This window comes from Agromyces protaetiae, from assembly GCF_004135405.1.
Lineage (GTDB): Bacteria > Actinomycetota > Actinomycetes > Actinomycetales > Microbacteriaceae > Agromyces > Agromyces protaetiae.
Genome location: NZ_CP035491.1, coordinates 2,340,834 through 2,367,754, shown reverse-complemented (window position 1 = coordinate 2,367,754; position 26,921 = coordinate 2,340,834). Strand labels below are relative to the sequence as shown.

Genomic DNA, 26,921 nt, shown 5'->3' with positions numbered 1-26,921 from the left:
TCCGTGCGGCGCGTCGCGGCCCGGTTCGCGTTCGGCGCGATCGGTGCGCTCGGCGCGGCGCTCGCGCTGCTGGTTCCGGCCGCCCCTGTCGCCGCGTCGCCCACCGCGTCCGACGGCCGTGATCCCGCGATCGGGCCCGGGCTCGAATGGGTCGCGCACCGCGACAACCCGTTCCGCCGGGGCGACGACCCCGACTTCATCAACTCGGACCTCGCGTTCTCGGGCGACCACCTGATCCAGGGCAACTACGACGGCTTCTCGGTGTGGGACATCGCCGACCCCGCGAACCCCGAGCTGCGGAGCGCGTTCGAGTGCGCCGGCGGACAGGGTGATGTGAGCGCGGTCGGCAACCTCGTGATCGTGTCGATCGACGAGACGATGTCGTCGGACGCGTGCGACGCCGTGCGCGTGCCCGAGACGAGCCAGAACTGGGAGGGCCTGCGGGTCTTCGACATCGCCGACCCCGCCGCCCCGCGGTATGTCGCGTCGGTGCGCACCCGCTGCGGCTCGCACACGCACACGGTCGTGCCCGACCCGGCCGACCCGGGGAGCGTGCTCGTGTACGTGAGCGCGTACAGCCGCGGGGCATCCCTCAACTGCACGGGTCGCAACCCGCTGCAGATCGTGCGCATCCCGCTCGCAGCTCCCGAGCAGGCGGCGATCGCGGGCGAACTCGATCTCTTCGACGACGCGACGGCGTTCGGGCCGGGCGACCGGGTGCCGGGCGGCGCCGACACGCGCTCGACGACCGGATGCCACGACATCACCGCGTACCCGGCGAAGCAGCTCGCCGTCGCGGCGTGCCGCGGCGACGGCCTGCTGCTGTCGATCGTCGATCCCCTGCATCCCGTCGTGCTCCAGCGCATGCGCGACGCGAACGTCGCCTTCTGGCACTCGGGCATCTTCGACAACGACGCGACGGCCGTCGTCTTCCAAGACGAACTGGGCGACGGGTTCATCAACACGTGCTCCCCCGCGTTCGGCGGCGACCGTGGCGCCGACGCACTGTGGTCGTTCGACTCGGCCGGTTCGCTCGTTCACCAGAGCTACTTCAAGATCGGGCGCACCCACTCCGACCTCGAGAAGTGCGTGGCGCATTCGGGCGGGCTCATCCCCGTGCCCGACCGGTTCGTCATCGCGCAGGCGTGGCTCGAGGGCGGGGTGTCGGTCATCGACTTCACCGACCCCGCGGCGCCCGCAGAGCTCACCTTCTTCGACCGGCCGACGTACGGCTACTCGATGCCCTACACGGCAGGCATCTGGGCGGTCTACTTCTACGACGGCTACCTCTACGCGAGCGACATGTACGAGGGCCTCGAGGTGCTGCGCCTCACCGACCCGATGTTCGCCGACGCCGCCAGGTACGACCCGGGCGAGCTCAACCCGCAGTCCCAGCCGACGTATGCGTGGGTGTGGCGCGACGCGCCGGTCGTGCCGGCGGATGCCGCGGCGCGGAGCGCCCTCACGCCGCTCGCCCTGTCGCCCTCGACGGTTTCGGCGGGTGCGTCGCCGACGGTCGAGGTGTCGCTGCCAACGGGATCGCTCGAGCCGGGCGAGACCGTGGACGTGTGGTGGATGCCGACGCGCACCGTCCTCGCGACGGCCCGCGCCGACGCGTCGGGCGCGCTGCCCGCGACGACGGTGACCCCGCCCGGGCCGCTCACGGCGGGCGGCTACGATCTCGTCGCGCGCGGCGACCGCACGGCCGATCGGCTCGCGCTCGGCGTGCTCGAGGCGGAGGCGCCGCCGCCTGAACCGACGCCGGTTGCGTCCGGCGAGGAGGAAGGCGGGGTGAACGGATGGCTCGTGGCGCTCCTCGTCGTCGCGGGAGTCGCGATCGTGCTCGCGGCAGCAGCGGTCGCCCTGCGGGCGCGCGCCGTGCGGCGAGGGAGGGCAGCAGCAGCCGACTCCGCCGCCGACTCCGCGGACGGGCCCGAGACCCGCGAGGAGCCTGAAGAACCGCCGTCGGAGTCGACGTGACCAGGACGCGACAGCGTGTCCGGGCACTCGTCGCAGCCGCCGGATGCCTCGCAGCCCTCTCGCTCGCCGCGTGCACCTTCGACGGGTCGGGCCCCGGGTCATCCGCCCCGCCTGGAGCCGTCGATGAGGCGACGAGCGCCGCCGACGCCGCGTGGGCGTCGGCGATGGCCGCGCACCACGACCAGGCCGTCGCCCTCGCCGCCCTCGCCGACGGCCGCGCCGCCGACCCCGAGGTCATCGCGTCGGCCGGGCGCATCGCTTCGGCGCAGGCCGCAGAGGCGACGGCGCTTCGTGCGTGGCTCGCAGCACGCGGCGTCGAAGACACGGGACACGAGGGCGACGGGCGCGAGGGCGACGAGCACGACGGCGCGAGCATGCCCGGCGAGATCAGCTCATCGACCCTCGAACGCGCCGAATCGCTCTCGGGAAGCGCCTTCGACCGGCTCTTCGTCGAGACGATGATCCGTCACCACGAAGGCGCCGTCGACATGTGCGAGACGCGGCTCGAGGCATCCGGAGACCCCGCGATCACGCGCTGGGTACGCACCGTCGCAGCCTCTCAGGGCGTCGAGATCGACCGCCTGCGGGAGATCGACGACCGGCTCGGGTGAACCGCCCCGACTCAGCGCCCGAGGAACTTCTGCAGCGACGCGAGCTCTTCTTCGGTCGGGCCCTGCTGCGCGGGCTTGCCGCCGCCGAGTCCGAACCCGGCGCCCGACGGCGTGCTCTGGCCTGGCACGGGCCCGCCCGCCGCGATCGCCGCGTTCTCGGCCGCACGCTTGGCGGGGTTGCCCGATCGCGAGCCCGAGCCGCCCTTCTTGCCCTTCGCCGCCTGGCGCTTACCGCCGCCGTACCCGCCGGCACCCGGGATCGGGCCCATGCCGGGGATCTGCGGCACACCGCCGCGCGCGACGGTCTTCATCATCTTCGCGGCCTGCTCGAAGCGCTGCACGAGCTGGTTGACGTCGGTGACGGTCATGCCCGAACCCTTCGCGATGCGGAGGCGCCGCGAACCGTTCAGGAGCTTCGTGTTCTGACGTTCGGCCGGGGTCATCGACTGGATGATCGCCTCGGTCCGCACGATCTCGCGCTCGTCGAACTGGTCGAGCTGCTGACGCAGACCGCCCGCACCGGGGAGCATCCCGAGCATCTTCTTGATCGAACCCGCCCCGCGAAGCTGCTGCATCTGCTTCAGGAAGTCGTCGAGGGTGAACTGCTCCTTCGCGAGCTTCTCGGCGACCTTCAGCGCCTCTTCTTCGTCGAACGCCTGCTGCGCCTGCTCGATGAGGGTCAGGATGTCGCCGAGGTCGAGGATGCGACTCGCCATCCGGTCGGGGTGGAACGGCTCGAAATCGTCGAGACCTTCACCGGTCGACGCGAAGATGATGGGGCGACCCGTGACCGACGCGACCGAGAGCGCGGCGCCGCCGCGCGCATCGCCGTCGAGCTTGGACAGGACGACACCCGTGAAGTCGACGCCCTCTTGGAAGGCCTTCGCGGTCGCGACGGCGTCTTGGCCGATCATGGCGTCGATGACGAAGAGCACTTCGTCGGGGTTCGTCGCCTTGCGGATGTTCGCGGCCTGCTTCATCATCTCGGCGTCGACGCCGAGACGACCCGCGGTGTCGATGATGACGACGTCGTGCTGGGCGCGACGGGCCTGCTCGACACCGTCTTTCGCGACCTTGACGGGGTCGCCGACGCCGTTGCCGGGCTCGGGCGCGTAGACGGGCACGCCCGCCTGCGAGCCCACGACCTGGAGCTGGTTGACGGCGTTCGGACGCTGGAGGTCGCTCGCGACGAGGAGCGGCGTGTGACCCTCTTTCACGAGGTGCTTCGCGAGCTTGCCCGCAAGCGTCGTCTTGCCGGCGCCCTGGAGGCCCGCGAGCATGATGACCGTCGGCGCGGTCTTCGCGAACTGCAGGCGACGCTGCTGACCGCCGAGGATCGCGACGAGCTCTTCGTTGACGATCTGCACGACCTGCTGCGCCGGGTTCAGCGCCTTGTTGACCTCGTCGCCGAGGGCGCGCTCGCGCACCGTCGACGTGAACTGCTTGACGACGTCGAGCGAGACGTCGGCGTCGAGCAGCGCCCGACGGATCTCGCGGACGGTGCCGTCGACGTCGGACGCCGAGAGCTTGCCCTTCGTGCGAAGGTGCTTGAAGGTCTCTGCGAGGCGGTCTGAGAGGTTGCCGAACGTAGCCATGGTGCCTTCGATTCTAGGTGAGGGCGGATGTCTCGGGCTGCGCGTTCGCCAGACGCGCACCTTCGGCGCGCGTCAGCCGTCGAACCGCACGTCGACGATCTCGCGGTCGAGGTCGATCGACGCGATGAGTCGCTCGTCGGTGTCGTCGGGGGCGAGCGCGTACTCGAACTCGGCGAACGCATCGCCCGGTTCGTCGGCGTCGGGGCGCAGGTCGACGCGGACGAGGGTCAGCGAGCGGAGCGCGTCGATCTGGCGGTCGCCCGACTCGCGGCCGATGGCGTCGTCGATCTCTTCCGCCTGCTCGAGGTCGGGGTCGAGCACGACGTTCAAGAACTGCACGACGGGCGACGACGCCGAGTCGAGCAGGCCGACGAAGTCGTTGCGGAGCTGATCGTCGAGGAGTTCGAGCTCGCCGACCATCGTCGCAGCGACATCGAGCGCTGCGAGCGAGACGCCGTCGCCGTCGGAGTCGAGGACGACCTCCACGTCTTGGTCGCCGTACTCGATGCGCTCCGACCAGTAGTCGCCGACGAGGCCGAAGTAGTCGTGTTCGATCGCCATGCTGTGTCTCCCAGGTGTCGTTCGGTCGTCAGACGGATGTCTCAGCCGACGAGCTTCTGCGCGAAGACGTGCGGCGTGAAGCCCGTGAGGTCGTTGATGCCCTCGCCCTGGCCGATGAGCTTGATCGGCAGGCCCGTCTTCTCTTGCACCGCGAGGACGAACCCGCCCTTTGCGCTGCCGTCGAGCTTCGTGAGCACGAGACCCGTCACTCCCCCGTGCTCGATGAACGCCTCGGCCTGCGCGAGGCCATTCTGGCCGGTCGTCGCGTCGAGCACGAGGAGGACCTCGCTGATGGGGGCCTGCTTCTCGACGACGCGCTTGATCTTGCCGAGCTCGTCCATGAGCCCGCCCTTGGTGTGGAGGCGCCCGGCGGTGTCGATGATGACGATCTCGGTGCCGTCGTGCTTGGCCTTCTCGACGGTCTGGAACGCGACCGAGGCCGGGTCTTGGCCTTCGCGCTCGGGCCGCACGATGCTCGCGCCGGCACGCTCGGCCCACGTCGCGAGCTGGTCGACCGCGGCGGCGCGGAAGGTGTCGGCTGCGCCGACCACGACCGACCGGTCGTACGTCCGGAGGAACCGCGCGAACTTGCCGATCGTCGTCGTCTTGCCGACGCCGTTGACGCCGACGACGAGCACGACGGCGGGCCGCTCGGTGAGCTTCAGCGTGGGGTCGTACTTCGCGAGCCGCTCCTCGACGATCTCGCGGAGCATCCGCTGCACGTCCTTCGGGTCGGTCGTCTTGTACCGCTCGACCTGCGCGCGGATCTGCTCCACGATCTCTTCGGTCACGGCGGGCCCGAAGTCTGCCGTGATGAGCGCGGCCTCGAGGTCGTCCCACGTGTCGTCGTCGATCGTCTTCGCCGAGAAGATGCCGCGGAGGGCCGACCCGAGGGACCACGAAGCGCGTTCAGCCATGCGTCAAGCCTAAGGTGCGACACTGTGGGCTCGCGCGGCGGCGACCGTCACGCGCTCGCGCGCTCGTCGCGCACGCGCTGACCGACCACCGCCGAGACGCCGTCCTGGCGCATCGAGACGCCGTAGAGCGCGTCGGCGATCTCCATCGTGCGCTTCTGGTGCGTGATGACGATGAGCTGGCTGGACTCGCGCAGGTCTTCGAACGTCGTGAGCAGACGCCCGAGGTTCGCGTCGTCGAGGGCGGCCTCGACCTCGTCCATGATGTAGAACGGGCTGGGGCGGGCCTTGAAGATCGCCATGAGCAGGGCGACGGCCGCGAGCGACCGCTCGCCGCCCGAGAGCAGCGACAGCCGTTCGATCTTCTTGCCGGCGGGCTTGACGCTCACCTCGATGCCCGTCGTGAGCATGTCGTCGGGGTCGGTGAGGAAGATGCGGCCCTCGCCGCCCGGGAACAGCACGGGGAACACCTCGGCGAACGCCTCGCGCGTGTCTTCGAATGCCGAGCGGAAGATCGACTCCATGCGTCCGTCGATCTCGTCGATGATCGTCAGCAGGTCGCGGCGGGTGTTCGTGAGGTCGGTGAGCTGCTCGGTCAAGAACCTGTGCCGTTGCTCGAGCGCCGCGAACTCTTCGAGCGCGAGCGGGTTCACGCGGCCGAGCTGCGCGAGCTTTCGCTCGGCGGCGGCGAGGCGGCGCTGCTGGGCGTCGCGATCGAAGGGCACGGATGCCGCGGCCGCACGCCCTTCGTCGGCTGCGTCGTGCTCGGACTCACCGGGAGCGCGGTCGGCGTCGGCATCGGCATCCGGCTCGCCGGCATCGCCGGTTGCGACCTCGACCGGCACCGGGACATCCGGACCGTACTCGGCGACGAGCACGCGCTCGTCGAGGCCCAACTCGCTCTCGGCACGCTCGAGGAGCTGGCCGAGGTGGAGCTTCTTCTCGTAGATGCGCAGCTCGAGGCCGTGGACGTCTTCGGTGACCGCATGCAGACGTTCGCGGATCGTCGCCTCTTCGCGCCGGTACCGCACGAGTTCTTCGTTGCGGGTCGCCCGCTCCGCTTCGGCGCGGCCGAGCGCGACGCGGGCTTCGGCGACCGAGCGGTCGACCGAGGCGAGCGCCGCGGGCAGCGCGTCGGCGACGCGGGTCGCGGCTTCGAGCTGAGCGCGGCGCACGACGGCTCGGCGGGCGGCGTCGGCGGCGGCCTGCTGCTCGGCCTGGAACCGGCGCTCCATCGAGGCGATGCGACCCTCTTCGGCGCGCACGCGCTCTTTCGCGGTCTCGACGTGGAACTTCTGCTCGACCTCTGCCTCGCGGGCGGCTTCGAGGGCCGCGAGCGCTCCGTCGCGGGCGGTCGCGTCGAGCACGGGACGCGGCTCGTCACGCGCGGCCTGCAGGTCGGCCTTCACCTGCTCCGCGGCCAGCGACGCCTCGGCGACGCGTTCTTCCGCGTTCGCGAGCGCTGCGGCGAGGCGCTCGGCCTCGGATTCGGCGGCCTCGGCCTGCACTCGGGCGCGATTCAACCCCTCGGTGCGCTGGGCGAGCTGGGCGTCTTCTTCGCGGAGTGCTGCGAGCGCGAGCTTCGACTGCTCCTTCGCGTGCTCGTGCGCTTCGCGCTGCTCCGCGAGGTCGAACCGGTCGCATTCGAGGAGGGCGACGACCTCGTCGCGGCGGCCGGCGGCGCGGTCGCGCTCGGCGACGAGTTCGATGCGGCTCTGCGTGCGGCCCGTTCCGCCGCGCACGACGTAGCGGCCGATGACCGAGCCGTCGCGCGTGATGACGGTCGCGGGCCGGTCGAGGACAGCGACGGCGGGAGCCGCGGCCCGGGCTGCCGCGAGGTCGTCGGCGACGAGCACTTCGGCGAGGAGCGCGAGGACGCCTGCGGGTGCGTGCACGACCTGAGCGGCGGGAACGAGCCCGTCGACGGCGAACGGCGCGGCCGGGGCGGTGCGCGGGTCGGCGATCGCGAGGGCGACGCGGCCGAGATCGCCGCGCACGGCGTGGTCGAGGGCGGCGAAGGCCGCGTCAGGGTCGTCGACGAGCACGGCGTCGGCGACCGACCCGAGGGCCGCCGCGATCGCGGCCTCGTATCCGGGCTCGACCTGCACGTGCTCGGCGAGGAGGCCCCGCACACCCGAGAGGCCGGAGCCGGCGACGGCCGCGGAGCCGTCGCGCTGATCGAGGGCGAGCGACAGCGCGCCGATGCGGGCGCCGAGCGAGTCGCGCTCGCGCTCGCGCTCGTGCAGGCCCTCGCGGATGCGTTCGATCTCGGCCTCGGCCTCGAAGACGCGCGCCTGCGCGAGCTCGTACGCCTCGTCGAGGTCGGTGTCGTCGCCCGACGAGGCTTCGGCCTCGGCCTCCCAGCGCGCGAGTTCGGCGGCGGTCGCGGCGCGACGTTCGGCGGATGCCTCGAGCGCGTTCCGCTGTCGGAGGACCTCGCCGCGCACTGCGGCGAGCTTCGACCCCGCGGCATCCGCCTGCCCCGCGAGCTTCGAGAGCCGCAGGTCGTACTCGCTCACGCGCGCCGACTGCGCTGCGATCTCGAGGTCGACGCGGTCGAGCGCGACGCGCGCTTCGGCGGTCGTCGCGAGGGATGCCTCGAGCTGCACGCGCGCCTCGTCGATCGCGCCGCGGAGTGCCGCGAGTTCGGCCGTCGCCTGCTCGATGCCCTGACGCGTGACCGTGCGCGGCGTCTCCTGATCGCCCGAGTCGGCGCCGAGGAGCGCGATGCGCTGGCGGGCGAGCTGGTCGAGCCCTCGCAGCTTCTCTTGGGCCGCCTCGAGGGCGTGCGCGGTCTGGCGGGCGTCGTCGACGCCGTCGCCGAGCGTCGCCTGCTCGAGCCGTGCGACCTTGGCTTGCGCCTGCTCGAGCTCGTCTTGCAGGACGAGGCGCTCTGCGTGCCGTTCGTGCTCGCTCTTGCCGTGCTCTTCGAGCGCGCGCGTGAGCCCGACGACCTCGTCGGCGAGGAGCCGAGCCTTGGCGTCGCGCACGACGGCCTGGATCGTCGCCGCCTCGCGCGCGACCTCCGCCTGCCGGCCGAGCGGCTTCAGCTGGCGGCGGATCTCGCCCGCGAGGTCGGAGAGCCGCGTGAGGTTCGTCTGCATCGCGTCGAGCTTGCGGATCGTCTTCTCTTTGCGGCGGCGGTGCTTCAAGATGCCCGCGGCCTCTTCGATGAAGCCGCGGCGCTCCTCGGGCGTCGCCCGCAAGACGGCGTCGAGCTGACCCTGGCCGACGATGACGTGCATCTCGCGCCCGAGGCCCGAGTCGCTCAAGAGCTCTTGCACGTCGAGCAGACGGCACTGATCGCCGTTGATGGCGTACTCGCTCGCCCCGTTGCGGAAGAGCGTGCGCGAGATCGTCACCTCGGTGTACTCGATCGGCAGCGCGCCGTCGGTGTTGTCGATCGTGAGACTCACCTCGGCGCGGCCGAGCGGCCCGCGGGTCGAGGTGCCCGCGAAGATGACGTCCTCCATCTTGCCGCCGCGGAGGCTCTTCGCCCCCTGCTCCCCCATGACCCACGCGAGCGCGTCGACGACGTTGGACTTACCCGAACCGTTCGGACCGACGATGCAGGTGACGCCCGGCTCGAACGCGAACGTCGTCGGCTGCGCGAAGGACTTGAATCCCTTCAGCGTCAGGCTCTTCAGGTACATGGCCCCCCGTGCGGCTCGAATGGTGCGGATGCCTCGTAGGAGCGTACCCGAGCGGCTGCCCCACGGCGTGTCGCCCTCGCCGCGTTCCGGCCACCCGGGGTTCCCGCGGCGTTCGCGCGCGGTTAGCCTGAAATGCTCGGCACGGGGCAGACGAGGGGGTCGCGCGATGGAGACACCGGTCGAGATCCGGCGGATCAGGCCGCCTTCGGGCAATGAAGATCCGGAGGTCCCGGGCGCGATGGTTGTCCCAGGCGCGACGGATGCCTCGGGGCTCGACGCGTACGTCGCCCTCATCCGCCGCCTCGACGCCGAAACGATCGGCACGAGCGAACTCGCGCGCTCGCCTCGCGAGCTCGCACTCGACCTCGCGCCGAGCCGGTACTCGCGCCACGTCGCGCTCGGCGCCTTCGAGGACGGCGCGCTCGTCGGCCTCGCCGAACTCGAGTGGGAGCTCGACGAGGATGCCACGACCGCGTACCTGCCGATGCTCGGCGTCGAGCCGACCCACCGCAGGCGCGGCATCGGCTCGCGGCTCCTCGCGGCCGCCGAAGTCGCTGCGGCGGCAGCCGGCCGACGCACGCTCGTGCTCTCGGCCGACCACCTGATCTCACGCGACGACGGACACGGCGAGCGCCTGCGCGCCCCGCAGGGCGAGGCGAGCATCCGGGCCGGCAGCGTCGCCGTGCGGTTCGCCGAACGGCACGGGTACACACTCGGGCAGCTCGACCGCGTGAGCGTCGTGTCGGTGGTGGGCCGAGCAGACGAGTTCGCGGCCCGACTCGCCGAGCTCGAGACATCCGGCCGTTCGCCCGAGGCATCCGCGCGCTATCGCATCGTCACCTGGACCGACCGCGCCCCCGACGACCTCGTCGACTCGCTCGCGCGCGCCCACACGCAGATGTCGCTCGACGCGCCATCGGGCGAGATCGCGTACGAACTCGAACCGTGGGACGCCGCGCGCGTGCGCGACGACGAGCACCGCAGCCTCGAGCGCGGCCGCACGGGCCTCTTCGCCGCGGCGGTCACGGCCGACGGCGAGGTCGCGGGCTTCACGCAGCTTTCGCTCCTGCCGGCTTCGACCGCGGTCGAGCAGTGGGACACGATCGTCCTCGCCGCGCACCGAGGCCACCGCCTCGGCCTACGCCTCAAGCTCGCGAACCTGCTGCTGCTCATCCGCACCGACCCGACCCGCGAACGCGTCTACACGTGGAACGCCGACGAGAATCGGCACATGCTGCAGATCAACGAGGCGCTCGGGTTCGAGGGGTTCGTGCTCGAGTCGCAGTGGCAGAAACCGCTCACGCCGCCCGAGTCTTGACGCCCGCCCGAATCCGCTGGCAGCGCGGGCAGCGGTGGCTCGACCGGTTCATGAACGACTCGCGCACCATCGTCGTGCCGCAGCGCGGGCACGGCTCGCCGTCGCGGCCGTAGGCGTTGAGCGAGTGGGCGAAGTACCCCGACGCGCCGTTTACGTTGACGTACTGCTCATCGAAGCTCGTGCCCCCTTCGGCGAGTGCCTGCTCGAGCACGGCGCGCACCGCCGTCAGCAGTTCGTCGACGCGCTTCCGCGAGAGCGACGACGCGGGCTGCTGCGGGTGCATGCGCACGCGCCACAGCGACTCGTCGGCGTAGATGTTGCCGATGCCGCTCGCGACCGTCTGGTCGAGGAGCACGCGTTTGATCTCGGACTTCTTGCGTGCGAGCGCCCTCGCGAACGCCGCGTCGTCGAAGGCGGGATCGAGCGGGTCGCGCGCGATGTGGGCCACCTGGCTCGGGATGCTCCGCGCCCACGCGCCGTCGACGCCCGCCGAGAAGCCCGCGCGCTCACCGTCGGGCGTCGGCAGCATGCGGTCGATCGCCATCCCGCCGAAGGTGCGCTGGTCGTCGAAGTCGACGACGAGTTCGCCGTGGTCGGGGTGCTCGACGTGGAGGCGAACGCGCAGATGCTCGCCGGGAACACCGGGGCCGGGATGCCCCGGGGTGCGCAGGAGCACCTGTCCGCTCATGCCGAGGTGCGCGACGAGCGCCCTGCCGTTCCTCTCGCCCTCGGCGTCGGCGTTCACGTTTGCATCGGCGTGGGCGTCGGCGTCGGCGAGGGGCATCCACAGGAACTTGCCGCGGCGCACCGCCGCGAGCACGCGCGCGCCGGTGAGGCCGGATTCGAAATCGACGGAGAGCTGGTCGTGGCGGCGGAGCGCACGACGGTCGAAGACCTCGACGGCGGCGATGCGCGCGCCCGTCACTGCGGGCGCGAGACCGGCTCTGACGACCTCGACTTCGGGAAGCTCGGGCATGCGGCTCGGGTTCTCGCTCGGACGACGCGTCAGCGCGCGTCGAGCGTCGTCCAGGCTTCGAGCGCGGCGGCCATCTCGGCCTGCTTCTTACTCGAGCCCTCACCGGTCGCGACGGCGAGATCGCCGACCGTCACGGTGGCGACGAAATGCTTGTTGTGGTCGGGGCCGCTCTCTTCGATCGCGTACGTCGGGGCGGGCGAGCCGAGCCGTGCGGCGATCTCTTGGAGGCTGGTCTTCGGGTCCATCGACGCGCCGAAGCGGCGCGGGTCCTGCATGAGGGGGCCGACGAGGCGCAGCACGAGCGCCGTCGCAACGTCGCCGCCGAGGTCGAGATAGACCGCGCCGATGATCGCTTCGACCGTGTCGGCGAGGATCGACGGCTTCTCGGCGCCGCCCGTGAGCGTCTCGCCGCGGCCGAGCCGGATGAACGGACCGAGCCCGATCGCACGCGCCACCTCGGCGAGCGCAACCGACGACACGAGACTCGCCCGACGCTTCGCGAGTTCGCCCTCGTCGAGTTCGGGGTGGTCGCGGAACAGCTTGACCGTGACGGCTTGACCGAGGATGGAGTCACCGAGGAACTCGAGACGCTCGTTGGTCGGAATGCCGCCGTTCTCATACGCGAACGACCGGTGCGTGAGCGCAAGGCGCAAGAGGTCGGGGTCGAGATCGATCTGCAGCGTCCGCTGCAGTTCGTCGAACTCGCGTTCCCCGGCCTCTTCGTTCGCCTTTCGCATCACGACCGGTCGTTCAGAAGCCTCGGGCCGACTCAGATGTCGGCGACCTTGCGGCCCTTGTACTCGAGGAAGAGCGGGGTGCCCGCCGAGTCCTCGACCACCTTGGCGCGGTGGGGAAGGCTGTAGGTCGTCTTCCCGTTCTCGACGGTCTTCACGAGCGTGGGGGCGTCGGCCTTCCACTGCGAACGACGCGCGCGGGTGTTGGCACGGGATTGCTTCCGCTTGGGAACAGCCATGGTTCTCTCTCAATCTTTCTGCAGGTCGGTGTCGGATGCCTCATCCGCACCCTCGTCTTCGGAAGCCTGGAACTCCGTGAGCGCGGCCCATCTGGGGTCGCTGTGCTCGGGAGTGACGAGTTCCGGATGATCGGCCAGACGCAGCCCGGTCTCTGGGTCGAGACCCGGGCAATCAGGCCGGCACACCGGCTGGAAGGGCAGTGCCAGCACTACCGCATCTCGGATGAGCGGTTCAAGATCCACGTGGTCGTCTTGAACCTCAAACTCGAAAGGCTCCCCAGAATGATACGCGAAAAGCTCCTGGAACTCGACTTCGACAGGCAGAGCGATGTCGATGAGGCACCTTCCGCACTCCCCCTCGGCCGTCGCGAAGACGTCGGCGGTGACGAGAACGCCCTCGTGCACCGACTCGATACGGACGTCGACGTCGAGCTCCGAACCCTCGCGGACGGCCACGAGACCCTCGCCCAACTGCTCGGGAGCGGCGACCTGGAGTCGGTGCTCGCGCATCTCGCCGGGTCGGTTGACGAGGTCGCGGATGGACAGGTTGAACGGATGCTTCGTGGCGGCCACGATCCTGAATTCTACGCGCCCGACGCGCGCCGTCCGGCAGGCAAGCGGGCCGCGCCGAAGAGCGATGCCGGCAGGAGCGCGGCCCGCGTGCGCGCCGCGCGCGACGAATCGGACGCGAGCGCGGAGCGCACCTCGGCGACGGCGTCGACGAGTTCGTGGGGTTCGAGTCGCACCGAACCCGACGGTGGCTCGCCCGGCGGTCCGAACCGCTCTCGTTCGACAGCGTTGCGGAGCTCCGCGAGCGCGGCCCCGGCATCGCCCTCGAAGGCGGGCCTGGCGGCGATGCGCGCCGCGAATGCGCGGGGCGTCTCGGCGTCGTACCCGCCGACGCCGAGATCTCGCGCAGTCGCCCGGACTTCGTCCCACGCCGCCTCGGCCCGCCCGGGCCCGGTGCGAGTGCGCCGACGGCGGATCCACCCCTGCCCTGCTCGGAGCATCGCGGGACCCAGCACGATCCCCAGGGCGAGGACGACGAGCCCGCCCGCGCGGAACCACGTCTGCGTCGGAGCCTCCGCCGTCGCACCTGCCCCGAGGTTCAACCCGCGCTCGGGGTCGAGCTCGGGCCGACCGGTCTGCGCGGGCGTCGACGCGGTCGGAAGCGGCACGACGGGCGAGGAGTCGCTCTGCGGACGTGAGTACTCGGGCACGACGCCGCGCCCGGGCGTCGGTTCGAACGGCACCCACCCGACGCCCTCGAAGTAGAGTTCGGGCCACGCGTGGAGGTCGTGGCTGTCGACCGAGACGACGAGGACGTTGTCGATGCGTTCGTCGGTCGGCGAGCCTGCCGTGTACCCGATCGAGATGCGTGACGGGATCCCCAGCTCTCGGGCGAGCACCGCCATCGTCGACGCGAAGTGCACGCAGTACCCCTCGCCCTTCTCGAGGAACGCCGCGATGACGCCGAATCCGCCGCCGTCGTAGCCCTCCTCGACGGGGGCATCCACCGAATAGTGGAAGTCGGATCCCCGCAGGTAGCTCTGGATCGCGACCGCGGCGTCGTAGGGCGTCGCAGCCGACCCGGCGACCGTCGCCGCAGTGTCGCGGATGATCTGCGGGCGCTCATCGGGAAGCGCGAGATACGGGTCGAAGGCCTCGGACCCGGCGGGCACGCGCCCGGCCGCGCGGAGCTGATCGGCCGTCGGCGACGCCACGAGCCGGTTCACCCGGTACCGCTGGCCGTCGGTCGTCGTGTCGGCGCTGCGCACCGTGAGCGACTCCTGCTCCCAGAACCACGACCCGCGGAGTCGCTCGATCGAGGCGGCGGGGTACGGCACCGGCAGCCAGGTCGTCCGAAGATCGCCGATCGAGACGTCGATGGGATGCTCCTTGGTCTCGACCTCCCGATCGAGACCGATCGGGCGAGGCATCCGATCGACCGTGTTGTCGCCGTCGAGCGGACGATCCGTCGCCGACCAGACCTCACCCTCGAAGCGATCGAGCGTGAGGAGCGTGAAGTACGGGCGGTCGCCGTCACGGGCGGAGTACCGGAACGCTTCGACGGCTTCGGGTCGCCGCAGGTCGCGGCCGAGATCGACGAACGGGCTGACCCCTCGCGAGAACAGTGTGCCTGCGCCCTGGTTGCCGAGCAGTTGACTCGTCTCGAGTGTCGGCATCGACGCCGTCAGGACGCCCGCGATGACGATGCCGATCGCTCCGACGCCGAAACTCGCCCCGATCGTCGACACGACCGGGACCCGCTTCGGGCCGGAGACCCGCACGACGTCGTCGGCATCGTCGCGCACCGGCACGGTGCGGGCGGTCGATGCGAGCTCGGACGATCTGCGCGCACGCACGTCGAGTCGAAGCAGCAGGAGGAACGCCGCCGCCGTGAGCACGAGCACGGGGATCTCGGCCCCGTCTTCGAGGAAGAACCCCGGCATGACGATCGGCACGAACGCCGGAACGGCCGCGAACGCCGGATGCCGGACGACCTGCACGAAGAAGTCGGCGACGAGCGAGATCGCGCCCACGCCGATCGCGAGCGCGAACTGCAGTGGCGGCACGGGGATCGCCGGCACCGACTGCTGCTGGATCGTGCGAGCGGCGCCCTCCATGAGTTGGGCGAACTGCCCGAACGTGTCGCCCGTCGGGATGACGAGGAGGATGCCCGTGCCCTCGCCGAAGACGAGCGTCAGGAGCATGAAGAGCACGACGATCTGAAGCACCGGGACGAGCGATCGCGGAAGCCGCGTCGCGCGGAGCGCGAGCCCTGCCCCGATCACGCCCGCGGCGATGAATGCGCACAGCAGCCACCAGCCGCCGCCCGACACGATCGGGGCGAGCGCACCGGTCGCGATGACGACGAGGAGGAACGTCGCGCCCGCGAGCAGCGCGCGCTGCGGGGTCGAGAGCTGCGGCTCAGGATGCATCGCTGCCTCCGCCTGCGCTCTGCCGCGTGCGGCCCGCGATCGACCAGGCTTCAGGGAGGTCGGCCGCTCGGCGCACCGGCACGATGCGCCAGTCGGCGTCCTCAAGGGCCTCGACGACGCGCGACGAGACGCCCGGGACGACGAACGCCACCGCGGGCGACAGCGCCGGGCGGAGCGCCACGAGCAGTTGCACCTGCGCCGCGTCGGGATCGACGAGCACCGCGTAACCCGGCATCCGCGCGTCGTGCGAGACCGGGATGGCGGCGGGGTCGTCGTCGGATGCCCCGTGCCGCGCGTCGAGGAGCGGGTTCTCGACGCGGGCGAGGTCTTCGAGCAGCGCGTGCTCGCCGCCGGGCGAACGGTACCCGTCGGGCGACGCCTCGGAGAGCGGCTGGTGCACGGGATCGGCGAGCCGGTCGACGCGCACCTGGAACCCGCGTTCGAGCAGGTGGGTGCCGACCGAGGCGGCGATCTCCATCGCGAGCTCGAACCCCGCGTGCCGCGGGTCTTCTTCCGACCTGACCGCGCCGCGACCCGCACGCCCCGAGAGGGTCGTGTCGACGACGAGGCGGGCCTCGGGGTCGCCGCGCTGCTCCTCGTCACGCACCATCAGCTCGCCCCGGCGCGCCGTCGCCGGCCAGTGCACGCGTCGCATGGGATCGCCGTGCCGGTACTCGCGCGCGATGAACTCGTCGGCGTTCGGGTGCGTGCGCCGCTGCACGCCGTGCAGCACCCCGTCGACCGCGGCCGCGGTGCCGAGCGCGGGATCGAGCGCGGTCACGGTGGGCGTGACGACGAGTTCGTGCGCCGTGCCGACCTCGCGGACGATGCTCGCGAGCCCGAACGGGTCGGTCGTCGTGACCTTGAGCGGGCCGATCTCGAACACGCCGCGATAGGGGACCCGCAAGCGGTACTCGAGCTTCGCGGTGTCGTCGCCGCGCGGCATGAGCCGCTCCCACGGACCGAGCGCCGGAAGGATCGCCTCGGGCGGGGTCTGGAGCCGATTCGGCGCGGTGTCGCGCCAGTCCGCCGAATCGAGCGCACGACGGCCGCGGTTCTGCACCGCGAGGAGCACGCGCGCCGAACCGCCCGCGCCGACGACGGCCGGTTCGAACGTGCGCCGCACGGCGAGGCTCGGCGTTCGGACGAACACGTATCCGAGGGCCACGACGGGCAGCAGGATGCCGATGAAGGCGAGCAGCATGAGGTCGCGCAAGTCGAACCACGGAGTGATCGAGAACAGCAGCACTCCGCAGATGAGGAGCGCGGCGCCGCGCCGGGTGAATCTCGGGAGTGCGGCTCGGCGCCGCGTGGCGCGGGACATCCTCGTCATTCCCGCCGTGCGCTGCCCACGGGAACCGGGGTCTCGGCGACGATCCGCCGCACGACGGCGTCGACGAGCGGGCCCGATTCGCGGTCGTGCCCGCCGATGGCGCGGCTCGTCGGCACGAGGCGGTGGCCGAGCACCGGCACGGCGAGCGCGTCGATGTCGTCGGGGAGCACGAAGTCGCGACCGTGCATGGCCGCGTGCGCCTTGGCCGCACGGAGGAGCTGCAGCGTCGCGCGCGGGCTCGCCCCGAGCCGCAACTGCCGGTCGGCGCGCGTCGCGCGGGCGAGATCGACCGCATACTCTTTGACCGGCTGCGACGTGAAGACGTGGTGCACGGAGCGGATCATCTCGCGGAGCTCGTCGAGCGTCACGACCGTGCCGATCGCGTCGAGCGGGCTGGACGTCTCGCGCATCGAGAGCATCGCGAGTTCGTCGCCCGCGGCCGGGTAGCCCATCGAGATGCGCGCCATGAAGCGGTCGCGCTGCGCCTCGGGCAGCGGATAGGTGCCCTCCATCTCGACGGGATTCTGCGTCGCGACGACGGTGAACGGATGCTCCAGCCGATACGTTCGACCATCGGCCGTGACCTGGCGCTCCTCCATGCACTCGAGGAGGGCGGACTGCGTCTTCGGGCTCGCCCGGTTGATCTCGTCGCCGATGACGATGTTCGCGAACACGGGCCCCGGCTTGAACTCGAACGAGCGGGTCGTCTGATCGAAGACCGAGACTCCCGTGACGTCGCTCGGCAGGAGGTCGGGCGTGAACTGGATGCGGCTCACCGACGAGTCGACCGAGCGCGCGAGCGCTTTCGCGAGCATCGTCTTGCCGACGCCCGGCACGTCCTCGATGAGGAGGTGGCCCTCTGCGAGCACGACCGTGAGCGCGGCCGTGATCGCCTCGCGCTTGCCGCTGATGACGGCCTCGACGTTCTGCACGATGCGCGCGGCGCGCGCACCCACTTCGTCGATCGAGAGGACGGGCGCGTCGCCGAGGAGGGGTGCCGAGACGACTTCGCTCACGCGGTCCTCACCCCCGCGAGGTACTCGGCCACGGCCGGCGGCACGTACGGCGTGACGTCGCCGCCGAGCGCCGACACCTGCCGCACGAGCGAACTCGACACGAGCGCGTTCTCGGGGTCGGGCAGGAGGAAGACGGTCTCGACGTTCGCGAGGTGCCGGTTCACGATCGCCATGGGCGTCTCGTAGGCGACGTCGACCTGCGAGCGGATGCCCTTCACGAGCACGCTCGCCCCGACGTCGGTGCAGTAGTCGACGAGGAGCCCCATGCTCCACGACGCGACGACGATGCGCCCCTGCACGCCGGCGTCGCGCACGGCCTGCTCGATGAGCGCGACGCGCTGCGCGATCGGGAGAAGCGCCTGCTTGTCGGGATTGTGGACCACCACGACGTGGAGTTCGTCGTAGAGCCCCGCGGCGCGCGCGATGACGTCGAGATGCCCCTTCGTGACGGGGTCGAACGAGCCGGGGACGACGGCGATCCGCTGCATGACGTACAGCGTAGTGTCTGGATGCCCCGGCGGAACGGGGTCTGTGGACTCTCAGCCCTTGCTCAGGAACCCGCTCGTCTCCTCGTCGAGCCGACGCCGCACCGCCGCCGCCAGCGCAGGGTGCGCGGCGAGCATCGGATCGGCGTCGAGCAACGTTCCGGCATGCTCGCGCGCCTCGGAGATGAGGTCGCCGTCGCGCACGACTCGGAGGAGCTTCAGCTGCGACCGGCCGCCCGACTGGCTGCGGCCGAGCACGTCGCCCTCCTGCCGCAGTTCGAGGTCGACGCGCGCGAGTTCGAATCCGTCGAGGGTCGCCGCGACGGCTTCGACGCGTTGGAGCGCGACCGAACCCGGCACTGCCGACGTGACGAGCAGGCACAGCCCGGGCACGCCGCCGCGCCCGATGCGGCCGCGCAACTGGTGGAGCTGCGAGACGCCGAAGCGGTCGGCGTCGGCGACGATCATGACGCTCGCGTTCGGCACGTCGACGCCGACCTCGATGACGGTCGTCGAGACGAGCACGTCGATGTCGCCCGCTGCGAACGCCCGCATGACGGCGTCCTTCTCATCGGCCGACATGCGACCGTGGAGCGGTTCGACGCGGAGATCGGCGAATTTCGGGTGCGCGCGCAGTTCGGCGAGGACCGAGGCGACCGACGACACGGGGGCGGCCGGACCCGCAGGCGCGGCGGATGCCTCGCCGGGCGACCCCGAGGCATCCGGCCCCTGCTCTTCGCCCTCTTCGACCGCCTTCTGGTCGATCGCGGGGCATACGACGAATCCCTGCCGCCCGAGCGCGATCTCCTCGGCGAGCCGCTCCCACACGCGGGGCCGCCAGTCGGGGCGGATCGCGAGCGGCACGACCTGCGAGGTGATGCCGGCGCGACCGGCCGGCAGCTCTTGGATCGTCGAGATGTCGAGATCACCGAACACCGTCATCGCGACCGTGCGCGGGATCGGCGTCGCCGTGAGGACGAGCACGTGCGGCGGCGCGGCTCCTTTGAGCCTCAGCGCTTCGCGCTGCTCGACGCCGAACCGGTGCTGCTCGTCCACGACGACGAGCCCGAGGTCGGCGAACGACACCTGATCGCCCATGAGCGCGTGCGTGCCGACGACGATGCGCGACTGCCCGGCGGCGGCGCGGAGGAGCGCCTTGCGCCGGTCGGCGGCGGGCAACTGGCCCGTGATGAGGGTCGGCACGAGCGCCGCCGAGAGGTCGGGGCCGAGCATCTTCGCGATCGAGCGGACGTGCTGGGCGGCGAGCACCTCGGTGGGCGCGAGGAGCGCCGACTGGCCGCCCGAGTCGGCGACCGCGAGCATCGCGCGGAGCGCGACGAGGGTCTTGCCCGACCCGACCTCGCCCTGCACGAGCCGGTTCATGGGCGTCGGCTGCGCGAGGTCGTGCGCGATCTCCTCGCCCACGAGCCGCTGATCGCCCGTGAGCTCGAACGGCAGCGACGCCTCGAACCGGTCGAGGAACCCCCCGGCCTTCGGCGTGCGCGACGCCGCCGTGCGCGTGCGCAACTCGGCCCGCCGCTGGAGGAGCGCCGTCTGCAGCACGAACGCCTCGATGAACCGCAGGGCGCGCCGCGCATCCTTCCAGTCGTGGTCTTCTTCGGGCCGGTGCACGCGCTCGAGGGCCTGCCCGTACGACAGCATCCCGCGCTCCGCGCGGACCTCGGCGGGCACGGGGTCGTCGAGCGGCGCGAGTCCGTCGAGCAGCAGCGCGATCGACTTCTGCAACTGCCAGCTCGCGAGCGTCGACGTCGCCGGATAGATCGGGATCGGCGCCGTCGCCCACTTGACAGCCGCCGCGTCGACGCCGTCGACCGCGCCGAGCGCCGCTCCTTCTTCGAACAGCTCGTAGTCGGGATGCGCGAGTTGCCGGTTGCCGCGGTAGTCGCCGACCTTGCCCGCGAAGATGCCGCGCCGCCCGACCCGCAGGTCGTTCTCGCGCCACCTCTGATTGAAGAACGTGAGCGTCAAGACGCCCGTGCCGTCGGAGATCTTCGCCTCGAGGATCGAGCCCCGCCGCTGCCGCATATCGCGCACGCGCACCTCGAGCACCTCGGCGACGATCGTGACGTTCTCGCCGAGCGGCAGCGAGTCGAGCGCGGTCAACTCGCCCCGCAGCGCATACCTGCGGGGGTAGTGCGCGAGGAGGTCGCCGACCGTGACGTACCCGAACGCGCGCTCGATCGCCTGCGCCGTGCGCCCGCCGAGGGCGGTCTGCAGCTTGGTGTCGAGCGTGTAGGCGCCGGGTGCGCCCGCGACGGGGTCGGTCATGCCTCGATCGTAGGGTCGGCCTCCGTCAGTCGCGGGGCACGTCGCCTTCGGCGGGGCCGGATGTCTCGTCGGCGGCGATCTCGTCGGGCCTGGATGCGTCGCCCGCTGCGGCGTCGGATGCCTCGGCCTCGACCGGTTCGTCGCCCGCGGCCCGCGCGCCCGCGACATCCGCCGCTTCGGCCGCTTCGGCGTCGCTCGTCGACGCGTCCGCGAGCGCCGCTTCGAGCAGGGCGATCTCGTCGGCGACGTACCGGTCGTCGGGCCGCACGGCCGCGAGCGCGCGCTGCACGGCGAGCGCGTCGTCCACGCGACCGAGCGTGCGGAGCGCCCGCCCGATCGACCAGCGCGCGACGAACCGTTGCTCGGCGGTGCCGTAGCGGTCGGCCGTCTCGGCCGCGAGCTCGAACTCGGCGAGGGCGTGCTCGGCGTCGCCCGCTTCGTGGTGCGTCCAGCCGAGGTTGTGGTGGAGGGCCACTCCCCACCTCAGCACGCGCGGGTCACGGGAACGTGCGAGGAGCGCGAAGCCCTGGTCAGCCCACTCGGCCTCGTGGCCTTCGTCGTCGAGGGCGAGCATGTGGAGGGCGTCGAGGGCGAGGAACCGGCTCCCGGCCGCCACCGACTCGCGCACCGCGCGCGTGAGTTCGGGGAGTGCTTCGTCGGCGCGTCCGGAAACGGCGAGCAGTCGCCCTCGTTCGAGCGCGACGCGCGCACGCACTTCGGCGAGCTCGGCATCGGGCTCGCCCGACTCATCCGGAGCATCCGCGTCGTCGTCGACCGTGCCCGCGTGCGCGCCTCCGCGCGGCGCCGCCTCGGCCTCGATCGCGTCGAGCACCGCGAACGCTTCGTCGAAGCGCGCCTGGATGCCGATCGCTCGCGCGAGCTGGGTCGCCATCGCGGCCCGCAGATGGGCGGAATGCGCATCGTCGTCGGCCGCTTCGCGGAAGCGCTCCTCGCTCGCGGCGGGATCGGCGAAGTCCCACAGCCGATCGATCGCGAGCTGTTCTTCTCCCACTTCGTGTCGGGACGGTTCGGCGGGCACCTGGTCGGTCGAGTCATCCACGTGTCCATCATGGCAGCGGCCGGTGACACTGCGCGCCCGGGATATGCTGCCTGGATCATGACCCGGATCATCGCCGGCTTCGCCGGATCGCTCGCCCTGCAGGTGCCCCGCTCGGGCACCCGGCCGACGAGCGATCGCGTACGCGAGGCGATCTTCTCGGCGCTCGAGGCGCGCGACGCGATCGAGGGTGCAGCCGTCCTCGACCTCTACGCGGGGTCGGGCGCGCTCGGCCTCGAGGCCGCGAGCCGCGGCGCCGCCGACGTCGTCCTCGTCGAAAAGGCGAAGGCGGCGGCCGACATCTGCCGGAAGAACGCCGACGCCCTCGGCCGCGCCGCCCGCGGAGGAGCACGCGGCGCCTCGCACACCGCCGCGGGAGCCCACCGCCCGCCCCGAGTGAAGGTCGCCGCGCAGTCGGTCGCCGCCTACCTCGAACACGCCGTCGGGCCGTTCGACCTCGTCTTCCTCGACCCGCCGTACGACCTCGACGAGTCCGCGCTCGCACGCGATCTCGCGCTCCTCGCGCCGCTCCTCTCCCCCGATGCGGTCGTCGTCGTCGAGCGCGGTTCGCGCACGCCCGAGCCCGTGTGGCCCGACGGCATCGCACCCGAGCGTCGGCGCGACTACGGCGAGACGGTGCTGTGGTGGGCGAGCGCCGACGCTCAGCCCGCCCGGCCGTCCCAGCCCGAGTAGGGATCCCAGCCGCCAGCGCCGACGGGCCGCCCGTCGAGCCGCACGATGCCGTCGCCCCCGTCAGCGTTCCCGACCCTCGCGACGACCCGACCGACGCGTTCGAACGGCGCGGGCGGTCGCACGCCCGGTGGGAACGTCGCGAGCAACCCGTGGTCCTCGCCGCCCGCGAGCGCGATGCGCACGTCGGCGGCCGTCGCCCCGAGCGAAGCCGAATCGAAGTCGAGGTCGACTCCCGACGCAGCGGCGATGCGCGCGGCGTCGCGCGCGAGACCGTCCGAGACGTCCAGCATCGACGTCGCGCCCGCGATCGCAGCCGCGACCCCCGCCCACACCGGCGGTGAGGGCGCGAGCTGCGCCGCGACGAGGGCCGGATGCTCCGCCCGCACGCGTGCCGCCAAAGCGGAATCGGGCTCCCCCGAGGCATCCGTCGCTTCGTCGAACAGCAGCGCGAGCCCGCGCGCGGCATCCCCTCGAGCGCCCGCGTGCCAGATCTCGTCGCCGACCCGCGCACCCGACCGCAGCACGGGGCACGACCCTCGAGGTCGCCGAACGCGGTCACGGCGATCGTCAGCACGGACGACGCCGACAGGTCGCCGCCGACCACGCCGGCCCCCGGGGCGAGCCGTTCGAGCGCCGCCCGCATGCCGTCGGCGAATCCTTCGAGCACCTCGATGCCCGTCGACGGCGGCGCTGCGAGCGCCACGACGAGGGCCGTCGGCCGCGCGCCCATCGCGGCGACGTCGGTGAGGTTCGTCGCCGCGGCCTTCCACCCGAGCTCGAACGGCGTCGACCATGCGAGCCGGAAGTCGGGGCCGTGCACCATGAGGTCGGTCGTCACGACGAAGCGTCCGTCGGCCGCCGCGACGACGGCCGCGTCATCCCCCGCGCCGAGGAGCGCCGCGTCACCCGGCGCGTGCCGCGGAAGCACGCGCCTGAGCACCGCGGCCTCGCCGAGGTCGCCGATCGTCTGAGAAGGCTCCATGGCTCACCACGGTAGCCTGAGACGGATGCCTCACCCATTCGATTCCGCGCATCGGGGCGCCCGCCCGGCTGCGTCCCCCGCCGCACGCCGCTCCCTCCGCCTCGCTGCCGCCGGGCTCGCCGCGCTCACGATCCCCCTTCTCGCCGGATGCAGCCAGACCGTCCCGTTCGACGCCGCCCCCGAGGCATCCGACACCGCCTGCGCCGACGTCGTCGTGCGCCTTCCCGACGCCGTCGCCGACCTCGCCAAGCGCGAAACGAACGCGCAAGGCACGGGCGCGTGGGGCTCCCCCGCCGTCGTCCTCCTCCGCTGCGGCGTCACCCCGCCCGGCCCCACCACCGACCGCTGCGTGACCGTCGACGGCGTCGACTGGGTCATCGACGAGACCGACGCACCCCGGTACCGCTTCACGACCTACGGGCGCACGCCCGCCGTCGAGGTCGTCGTCGACGGCGACGCCGTGTCGGGCACGACCGCGATCACCGACCTCGCATCGGCCGTCTCGGCGATCCCGCCGGGCGACGGGTGCGTCGGCGCCGACGAGCTCGACCTCGACGGCACCGCAGGCTGACGCGCGGGCGACGTGCGCCCGAAGGCTCGCACGCGCCCGCGTTCGCTCCCGAGGCGCCTACCGCGCTCCGCGCGCGTGCCCGACCTCGACGAGCTCGGTGATGAGCTCGGGGTAGCTGAGGCCCGAGTTGAGCCAGCACGTCGGGAACATCGAGATGGGCGTGAAGCCCGGCAGCGTGTTGACCTCGTTGACGACGTAGCCCTCGCCCGTCAGGAACACGTCGACGCGGGCGAGCCCCTCGCCGCCGATCGCCTCGAACGCGCGACGCGCGACGCGCTGCAGTTCGAAGAGCTCGCCGTCGCCGAGTTCGGCGGGGCAGACGAGCTCGACGCCGTCGGCGTCGAGGTACTTCGCCTCGAAGTCGTAGAACTCGCGGCCGGTCACGACGATCTCGCCCGCGACGCTCACGCGCGGCCCGGTGCCGTCACGTCCTTCGAGCACGGCGACCTCGATCTCGCGACCGACGATCGCCTCTTCGACGAGCACCGTGCGGTCCTCGGCGAACGCGACGTCGAGCGCGGCCGGAAGCTCGGCCCAATCGGAGACCTTCGTGACGCCGACCGACGATCCCGCGCGGGCGGGCTTCACGAATGCCGGAAGGCCGAGCGAGTGCACGCGGCGCTCCCACAGGTCGCGGTCGTCGTCCCACGCCGCGCGCGTGAGCGTCACCCACGGCGCGACCGCGAGCCCGGCGCCCTCGAGCACCGTCTTCGCGACGTGCTTGTCCATCGCGATCGCCGACGCCAGCACGCCGTTGCCGACGTACGGCAGACCCACGAGCTCGAAGAGGCCCTGGATCGTGCCGTCCTCGCCGAACCGGCCGTGCAGGATCGGGAAGACGACGTCGACGTCTCCGAGCGAGCGCTCGCCTGAGGCATCCGTCACACTGAGTTCACGCGACGCCGTCGACTCGGGCCAACGCACGCGCGTGCCGTTGTCGACGACCTCGGGAAGCCGGTCGGGGTCGAGGCCGAAGCGCGCGGGGTCGTTCTGCTCCAGCACAAAAGCGCCGTCGCGGGTGATCCCGACGGGGATCACCTCGAACCGGTCACGGTCGATCGCGCTCAGGACTCCGCCCGCCGTGGCGCAGCTGATCGAATGCTCGCTGGAGCGCCCTCCGAACAGCAGTGCCACTCTGAGCTTGGCCATCTGAACTCCTTTCGCCCTGCGGCTCGTCATCGGTCGTGAGGTGCGGGGCGATGTCCCGCGGGTCGAGCGTGCCGGCCAGCACCTGGCGCACCTGCTCGACGATGGGCATCGCGACGCCCTTGGCGCGAGCGAGTTCGAGGACGGGTCCGACCGATGCGAGGCCCTCGGTGGTCTGCTGCATCTGGTTGACGACGTCGTTGAGGCGATATCCCTGCCCGAGGAGGCGGCCCGCCGTGTTGTTGCGCGACAGCGGCGACTGACTCGTCGCGATGAGGTCGCCGAGGCCCGCGAGCCCCGACAGCGTCTCGGGGTGCGCGCCGTGAGCGACCGCGAAGTCGGTCATCTCGACGAGTCCGCGTGTGATGATCGACGCCTTCGTGTTCTCGCCGTAGCCCGCCCCGTCGACGATGCCGATCGCGACCGCGATGAGGTTCTTCAGCACGCCGCCGAACTCGGTGCCGATCACGTCGGTATTGACGAACGAGTGGAAGTAGCGGTTGCGGGAGACGGATGCCACGGCCTGCGCCGTCTCGAGGCTCGTCGACGACACGACCGCCGCCGTCGGCTGCTCCTTCGCGATCTCGAGGGCGAGGTTCGGCCCCGAGATCACGGCGATCTGCGACTCGTCGATGTGCAGGACGTCGGCGACGACCTCGCTCATGCGGAGGCCCGTCGACTTCTCGACGCCCTTCATGAGCGAGACGACGGATGCCTGCGCGTGCAGGTGCGGGGCCATGATCTTGAGGTTGTCGCGGAGCGACTGGCTCGGCACCGACACGTACACCTGCTCAGCGCCCGCAAGCGCGAGGTCGAGGCGGCTCGTCGCGCGGAGCGAAAGCGGGAGGTTCACGCCGGGGAGGTAATCGCTGTTGCGCTTCGCCTCCTGGATCTCGCGTGCGAGTTCGGGACGGCGCGCCCACAGCACGACGTCGGCGCCGCCGTCGGCGAGGATCTTCGCGAACGTCGTGCCCCAACTCCCGGCGCCGAGCACGGCGACCCGGCGTCCCGCCGCCTTGCGGGGAGCCTTCGCGTGGGTCCTAGTCCTCAAGACGCCCCGTCTCGGTCTGGCCGTGCCGGGTCGGATCCCAGCGCTCGGCGGGAGGCGTCTCGCCGCGGAGATGACCGACGAGTTCGGCGATGGCGCCCATGACGTCGTTCGTCGCCTCTGCGAGGAGCGCCGGTTCGAGCGGCTTGCCGCGATACTTCGAGAGGTCGACCGGCTCGCCGATCATGACGTCGATCGTCTTGCGCGGGAACACGCTGATCTTCTTGCCGTACCTCGGCATCACGGCCTGCGTGCCCCAGTGGGCGGCGGGAATGAGCGGGATGTCCCGCTCGAGCGCGATGCGGACGGCGCCCGTCTTGCCTCGCATGGGCCACAGATCGGGGTCGCGAGTGAGCGAGCCCTCGGGGTACACGACGACCATGCGCCCCTTTTCCACCATCTCCTCGGCCGCGCGGAGCGCATGATGGCTCTTGCTGCCCGCGCGCTCGACGGGGATCTGGCCCGACTTGTGGAGGAGCCAGCCCACGACGGGCAGCTTGAACAACGACGCCTTCGCGAGGAACCGCGGCAACCGGCCGAGCTTCCACACCGCGACGCCCATCGCGATCGGGTCGATCTCGCTGTAGTGGTTGGGCGCGAGCACGAACGCACCTGTCTGCGGAAGATGCGCGCCGCGGAACCGGTACTTCGCGATGACGTTCCACAGCGGCACGACCACGCCGGCCAGGAACCAGAAAATCGAAGGTCGCCGCTTCTCGGGACTGATCTTCACGCGCGGCTTCGAGGGGGAGTCGTCGAGTGGCACTCCCCCATTATC

General features: G+C 71.6%; 22 protein-coding genes and 1 pseudogene. 5 read left to right on the top strand and 18 right to left on the bottom strand.

Translation table 11 applies throughout. The features are described 5' to 3' along the window. Positions 1–3: 3 nt before the first annotated feature. The gene (locus tag ET445_RS10965; RefSeq protein WP_129191292.1) at positions 4–1,980 is read left to right on the top strand and encodes an LVIVD repeat-containing protein; all 1,977 of its coding nucleotides are present in this window, start codon (positions 4–6) and stop codon (positions 1,978–1,980) included. Then, positions 1,977–2,591: a DUF305 domain-containing protein gene (locus tag ET445_RS10960; RefSeq protein WP_129191291.1), complete on the top strand. Its 615-nt coding sequence runs from the start codon at positions 1,977–1,979 to the stop codon at positions 2,589–2,591. The genes ET445_RS10965 and ET445_RS10960 overlap by 4 nt, the downstream gene beginning before the upstream one ends. 11 nt (positions 2,592–2,602) lie before the next feature. Here ET445_RS10960 and ffh read toward each other — a convergent pair whose 3' ends face one another. From ffh to smc, 4 genes are all read right to left on the bottom strand, one after another. After that, a complete protein-coding gene (gene ffh, locus ET445_RS10955; RefSeq protein ID WP_129191289.1) occupies positions 2,603–4,186 on the bottom strand; it encodes a signal recognition particle protein in 1,584 nt (527 codons plus the stop codon). A gap of 72 nt (positions 4,187–4,258) precedes the next feature. Beyond that, the gene (locus tag ET445_RS10950; protein WP_129191288.1) at positions 4,259–4,747 is read right to left on the bottom strand and encodes a DUF2004 domain-containing protein; all 489 of its coding nucleotides are present in this window, start codon (positions 4,745–4,747) and stop codon (positions 4,259–4,261) included. A gap of 41 nt (positions 4,748–4,788) precedes the next feature. After that, on the bottom strand, positions 4,789–5,664 hold the full coding sequence (gene ftsY, locus ET445_RS10945) for a signal recognition particle-docking protein FtsY (protein ID WP_129191286.1): 876 nt from the start codon (positions 5,662–5,664) through the stop codon (positions 4,789–4,791). A gap of 47 nt (positions 5,665–5,711) precedes the next feature. Further along, positions 5,712–9,314 carry a chromosome segregation protein SMC gene (gene smc, locus ET445_RS10940; protein ID WP_129191285.1) on the bottom strand — a complete coding sequence of 1,201 codons (3,603 nt, stop codon included), beginning with the start codon at positions 9,312–9,314 and terminating at the stop codon, positions 5,712–5,714. A 238-nt stretch (positions 9,315–9,552) separates the two neighbouring features. Between smc and ET445_RS10935 the strand changes: the two genes are divergently transcribed. Further along, positions 9,553–10,632, top strand: coding sequence for a GNAT family N-acetyltransferase (locus ET445_RS10935; protein WP_165314385.1), 1,080 nt, complete (start codon positions 9,553–9,555; stop codon positions 10,630–10,632). On the opposite strand, the gene mutM is transcribed toward ET445_RS10935, so the two are convergent. The 10 genes from mutM to ET445_RS10885 form a co-directional block, all read right to left on the bottom strand. Continuing rightward, complete coding sequence (gene mutM / locus ET445_RS10930; protein ID WP_129191281.1) at positions 10,613–11,608, bottom strand: bifunctional DNA-formamidopyrimidine glycosylase/DNA-(apurinic or apyrimidinic site) lyase; 996 nt, start codon at positions 11,606–11,608, stop codon at positions 10,613–10,615. The two genes, ET445_RS10935 and mutM, sit on opposite strands and share 20 nt — an antisense overlap. A 29-nt stretch (positions 11,609–11,637) precedes the next feature. After that, complete coding sequence (gene rnc / locus ET445_RS10925; RefSeq protein WP_129192518.1) at positions 11,638–12,345, bottom strand: ribonuclease III; 708 nt, start codon at positions 12,343–12,345, stop codon at positions 11,638–11,640. A 32-nt stretch (positions 12,346–12,377) separates the two neighbouring features. Continuing rightward, the gene (gene rpmF / locus ET445_RS10920; RefSeq protein ID WP_129191279.1) at positions 12,378–12,581 is read right to left on the bottom strand and encodes a 50S ribosomal protein L32; all 204 of its coding nucleotides are present in this window, start codon (positions 12,579–12,581) and stop codon (positions 12,378–12,380) included. A 9-nt stretch (positions 12,582–12,590) separates the two neighbouring features. Continuing rightward, positions 12,591–13,091 carry a YceD family protein gene (locus ET445_RS10915; RefSeq protein WP_129192517.1) on the bottom strand — a complete coding sequence of 167 codons (501 nt, stop codon included), beginning with the start codon at positions 13,089–13,091 and terminating at the stop codon, positions 12,591–12,593. Positions 13,092–13,165: 74 nt separating this feature from the next. Beyond that, a complete protein-coding gene (locus ET445_RS10910; RefSeq protein ID WP_129191277.1) occupies positions 13,166–15,523 on the bottom strand; it encodes a transglutaminase TgpA family protein in 2,358 nt (785 codons plus the stop codon). Then, positions 15,513–16,847 carry a DUF58 domain-containing protein gene (locus ET445_RS10905; RefSeq protein ID WP_165314384.1) on the bottom strand — a complete coding sequence of 445 codons (1,335 nt, stop codon included), beginning with the start codon at positions 16,845–16,847 and terminating at the stop codon, positions 15,513–15,515. Before ET445_RS10905 ends, ET445_RS10910 begins: the two co-directional genes overlap by 11 nt. 5 nt (positions 16,848–16,852) lie before the next feature. Then, entirely contained in the window at positions 16,853–17,821 is a 969-nt protein-coding gene (locus tag ET445_RS10900) for an AAA family ATPase (RefSeq protein WP_243695401.1), read from the bottom strand. Positions 17,822–17,868: 47 nt separating this feature from the next. Next, positions 17,869–18,360 (bottom strand): pantetheine-phosphate adenylyltransferase, encoded by a 492-nt coding sequence (gene coaD / locus ET445_RS10895; protein ID WP_129191273.1) that lies wholly within the window; start codon positions 18,358–18,360, stop codon positions 17,869–17,871. 51 nt (positions 18,361–18,411) lie between these two features. Then, a complete protein-coding gene (locus ET445_RS10890) occupies positions 18,412–20,646 on the bottom strand; it encodes an ATP-dependent DNA helicase RecG (protein ID WP_129191271.1) in 2,235 nt (744 codons plus the stop codon). Positions 20,647–20,671: 25 nt separating this feature from the next. Further along, positions 20,672–21,706: a tetratricopeptide repeat protein gene (locus ET445_RS10885; RefSeq protein ID WP_208008381.1), complete on the bottom strand. Its 1,035-nt coding sequence runs from the start codon at positions 21,704–21,706 to the stop codon at positions 20,672–20,674. A 57-nt stretch (positions 21,707–21,763) separates the two neighbouring features. Here ET445_RS10885 and ET445_RS10880 point away from each other — a divergent pair, with 57 nt between their 5' ends. Continuing rightward, positions 21,764–22,396, top strand: a complete 633-nt coding sequence (locus ET445_RS10880) for an RsmD family RNA methyltransferase (RefSeq protein WP_129191269.1) — start codon at positions 21,764–21,766, stop codon at positions 22,394–22,396. On the opposite strand, the pseudogene thiL reads toward ET445_RS10880, so the two are convergent. Next, positions 22,366–23,378, bottom strand: a pseudogene (gene thiL, locus ET445_RS18660) (thiamine-phosphate kinase). The gene ET445_RS10880 and the pseudogene thiL sit on opposite strands and share 31 nt — an antisense overlap. Positions 23,379–23,403: 25 nt before the next feature. On the opposite strand from thiL, the gene ET445_RS10870 reads away from it, so the two are divergent. After that, positions 23,404–23,949, top strand: coding sequence for a DUF3515 domain-containing protein (locus ET445_RS10870; protein ID WP_129191267.1), 546 nt, complete (start codon positions 23,404–23,406; stop codon positions 23,947–23,949). A gap of 57 nt (positions 23,950–24,006) precedes the next feature. On the opposite strand, the gene ET445_RS10865 is transcribed toward ET445_RS10870, so the two are convergent. The 3 genes from ET445_RS10865 to ET445_RS10855 are packed head-to-tail and all read right to left on the bottom strand — an operon-like array spanning position 24,007 to position 26,909. Continuing rightward, positions 24,007–25,098, bottom strand: coding sequence for a D-alanine--D-alanine ligase family protein (locus ET445_RS10865; protein WP_129191265.1), 1,092 nt, complete (start codon positions 25,096–25,098; stop codon positions 24,007–24,009). Then, the gene (locus ET445_RS10860) at positions 24,998–26,146 is read right to left on the bottom strand and encodes an NAD(P)H-dependent glycerol-3-phosphate dehydrogenase (protein ID WP_243695174.1); all 1,149 of its coding nucleotides are present in this window, start codon (positions 26,144–26,146) and stop codon (positions 24,998–25,000) included. The genes ET445_RS10865 and ET445_RS10860 overlap by 101 nt, the downstream gene beginning before the upstream one ends. Then, on the bottom strand, positions 26,136–26,909 hold the full coding sequence (locus ET445_RS10855) for a lysophospholipid acyltransferase family protein (RefSeq protein WP_243695173.1): 774 nt from the start codon (positions 26,907–26,909) through the stop codon (positions 26,136–26,138). Before ET445_RS10855 ends, ET445_RS10860 begins: the two co-directional genes overlap by 11 nt. Between the last annotated feature and the right edge of the window lie 12 nt (positions 26,910–26,921).

What these genes read in the sequence shown, in the direction of transcription:
- coaD (WP_129191273.1), bottom strand. Translation starts at nt 18,360, where the DNA reads ATGCAGCGGATCGCCGTCGTCCCCGGCTCGTTCGACCCCGTCACGAAG.
- smc (WP_129191285.1), bottom strand. Translation starts at nt 9,314, where the DNA reads ATGTACCTGAAGAGCCTGACGCTGAAGGGATTCAAGTCCTTCGCGCAG.
- rnc (WP_129192518.1), bottom strand. Translation starts at nt 12,345, where the DNA reads ATGCGAAAGGCGAACGAAGAGGCCGGGGAACGCGAGTTCGACGAACTG.
- ET445_RS10950 (WP_129191288.1), bottom strand. Translation starts at nt 4,747, where the DNA reads ATGGCGATCGAACACGACTACTTCGGCCTCGTCGGCGACTACTGGTCG.
- ftsY (WP_129191286.1), bottom strand. Translation starts at nt 5,664, where the DNA reads ATGGCTGAACGCGCTTCGTGGTCCCTCGGGTCGGCCCTCCGCGGCATC.
- ET445_RS10870 (WP_129191267.1), top strand. Translation starts at nt 23,404, where the DNA reads ATGCCTCACCCATTCGATTCCGCGCATCGGGGCGCCCGCCCGGCTGCG.
- ET445_RS10880 (WP_129191269.1), top strand. Translation starts at nt 21,764, where the DNA reads ATGACCCGGATCATCGCCGGCTTCGCCGGATCGCTCGCCCTGCAGGTG.
- ET445_RS10915 (WP_129192517.1), bottom strand. Translation starts at nt 13,091, where the DNA reads ATGCGCGAGCACCGACTCCAGGTCGCCGCTCCCGAGCAGTTGGGCGAG.
- ET445_RS10910 (WP_129191277.1), bottom strand. Translation starts at nt 15,523, where the DNA reads ATGCATCCTGAGCCGCAGCTCTCGACCCCGCAGCGCGCGCTGCTCGCG.
- ET445_RS10890 (WP_129191271.1), bottom strand. Translation starts at nt 20,646, where the DNA reads ATGACCGACCCCGTCGCGGGCGCACCCGGCGCCTACACGCTCGACACC.
- ffh (WP_129191289.1), bottom strand. Translation starts at nt 4,186, where the DNA reads ATGGCTACGTTCGGCAACCTCTCAGACCGCCTCGCAGAGACCTTCAAG.
- rpmF (WP_129191279.1), bottom strand. Translation starts at nt 12,581, where the DNA reads ATGGCTGTTCCCAAGCGGAAGCAATCCCGTGCCAACACCCGCGCGCGT.
- mutM (WP_129191281.1), bottom strand. Translation starts at nt 11,608, where the DNA reads ATGCCCGAGCTTCCCGAAGTCGAGGTCGTCAGAGCCGGTCTCGCGCCC.
- ET445_RS10905 (WP_165314384.1), bottom strand. Translation starts at nt 16,847, where the DNA reads ATGTCCCGCGCCACGCGGCGCCGAGCCGCACTCCCGAGATTCACCCGG.
- ET445_RS10935 (WP_165314385.1), top strand. Translation starts at nt 9,553, where the DNA reads ATGGTTGTCCCAGGCGCGACGGATGCCTCGGGGCTCGACGCGTACGTC.
- ET445_RS10865 (WP_129191265.1), bottom strand. Translation starts at nt 25,098, where the DNA reads ATGGCCAAGCTCAGAGTGGCACTGCTGTTCGGAGGGCGCTCCAGCGAG.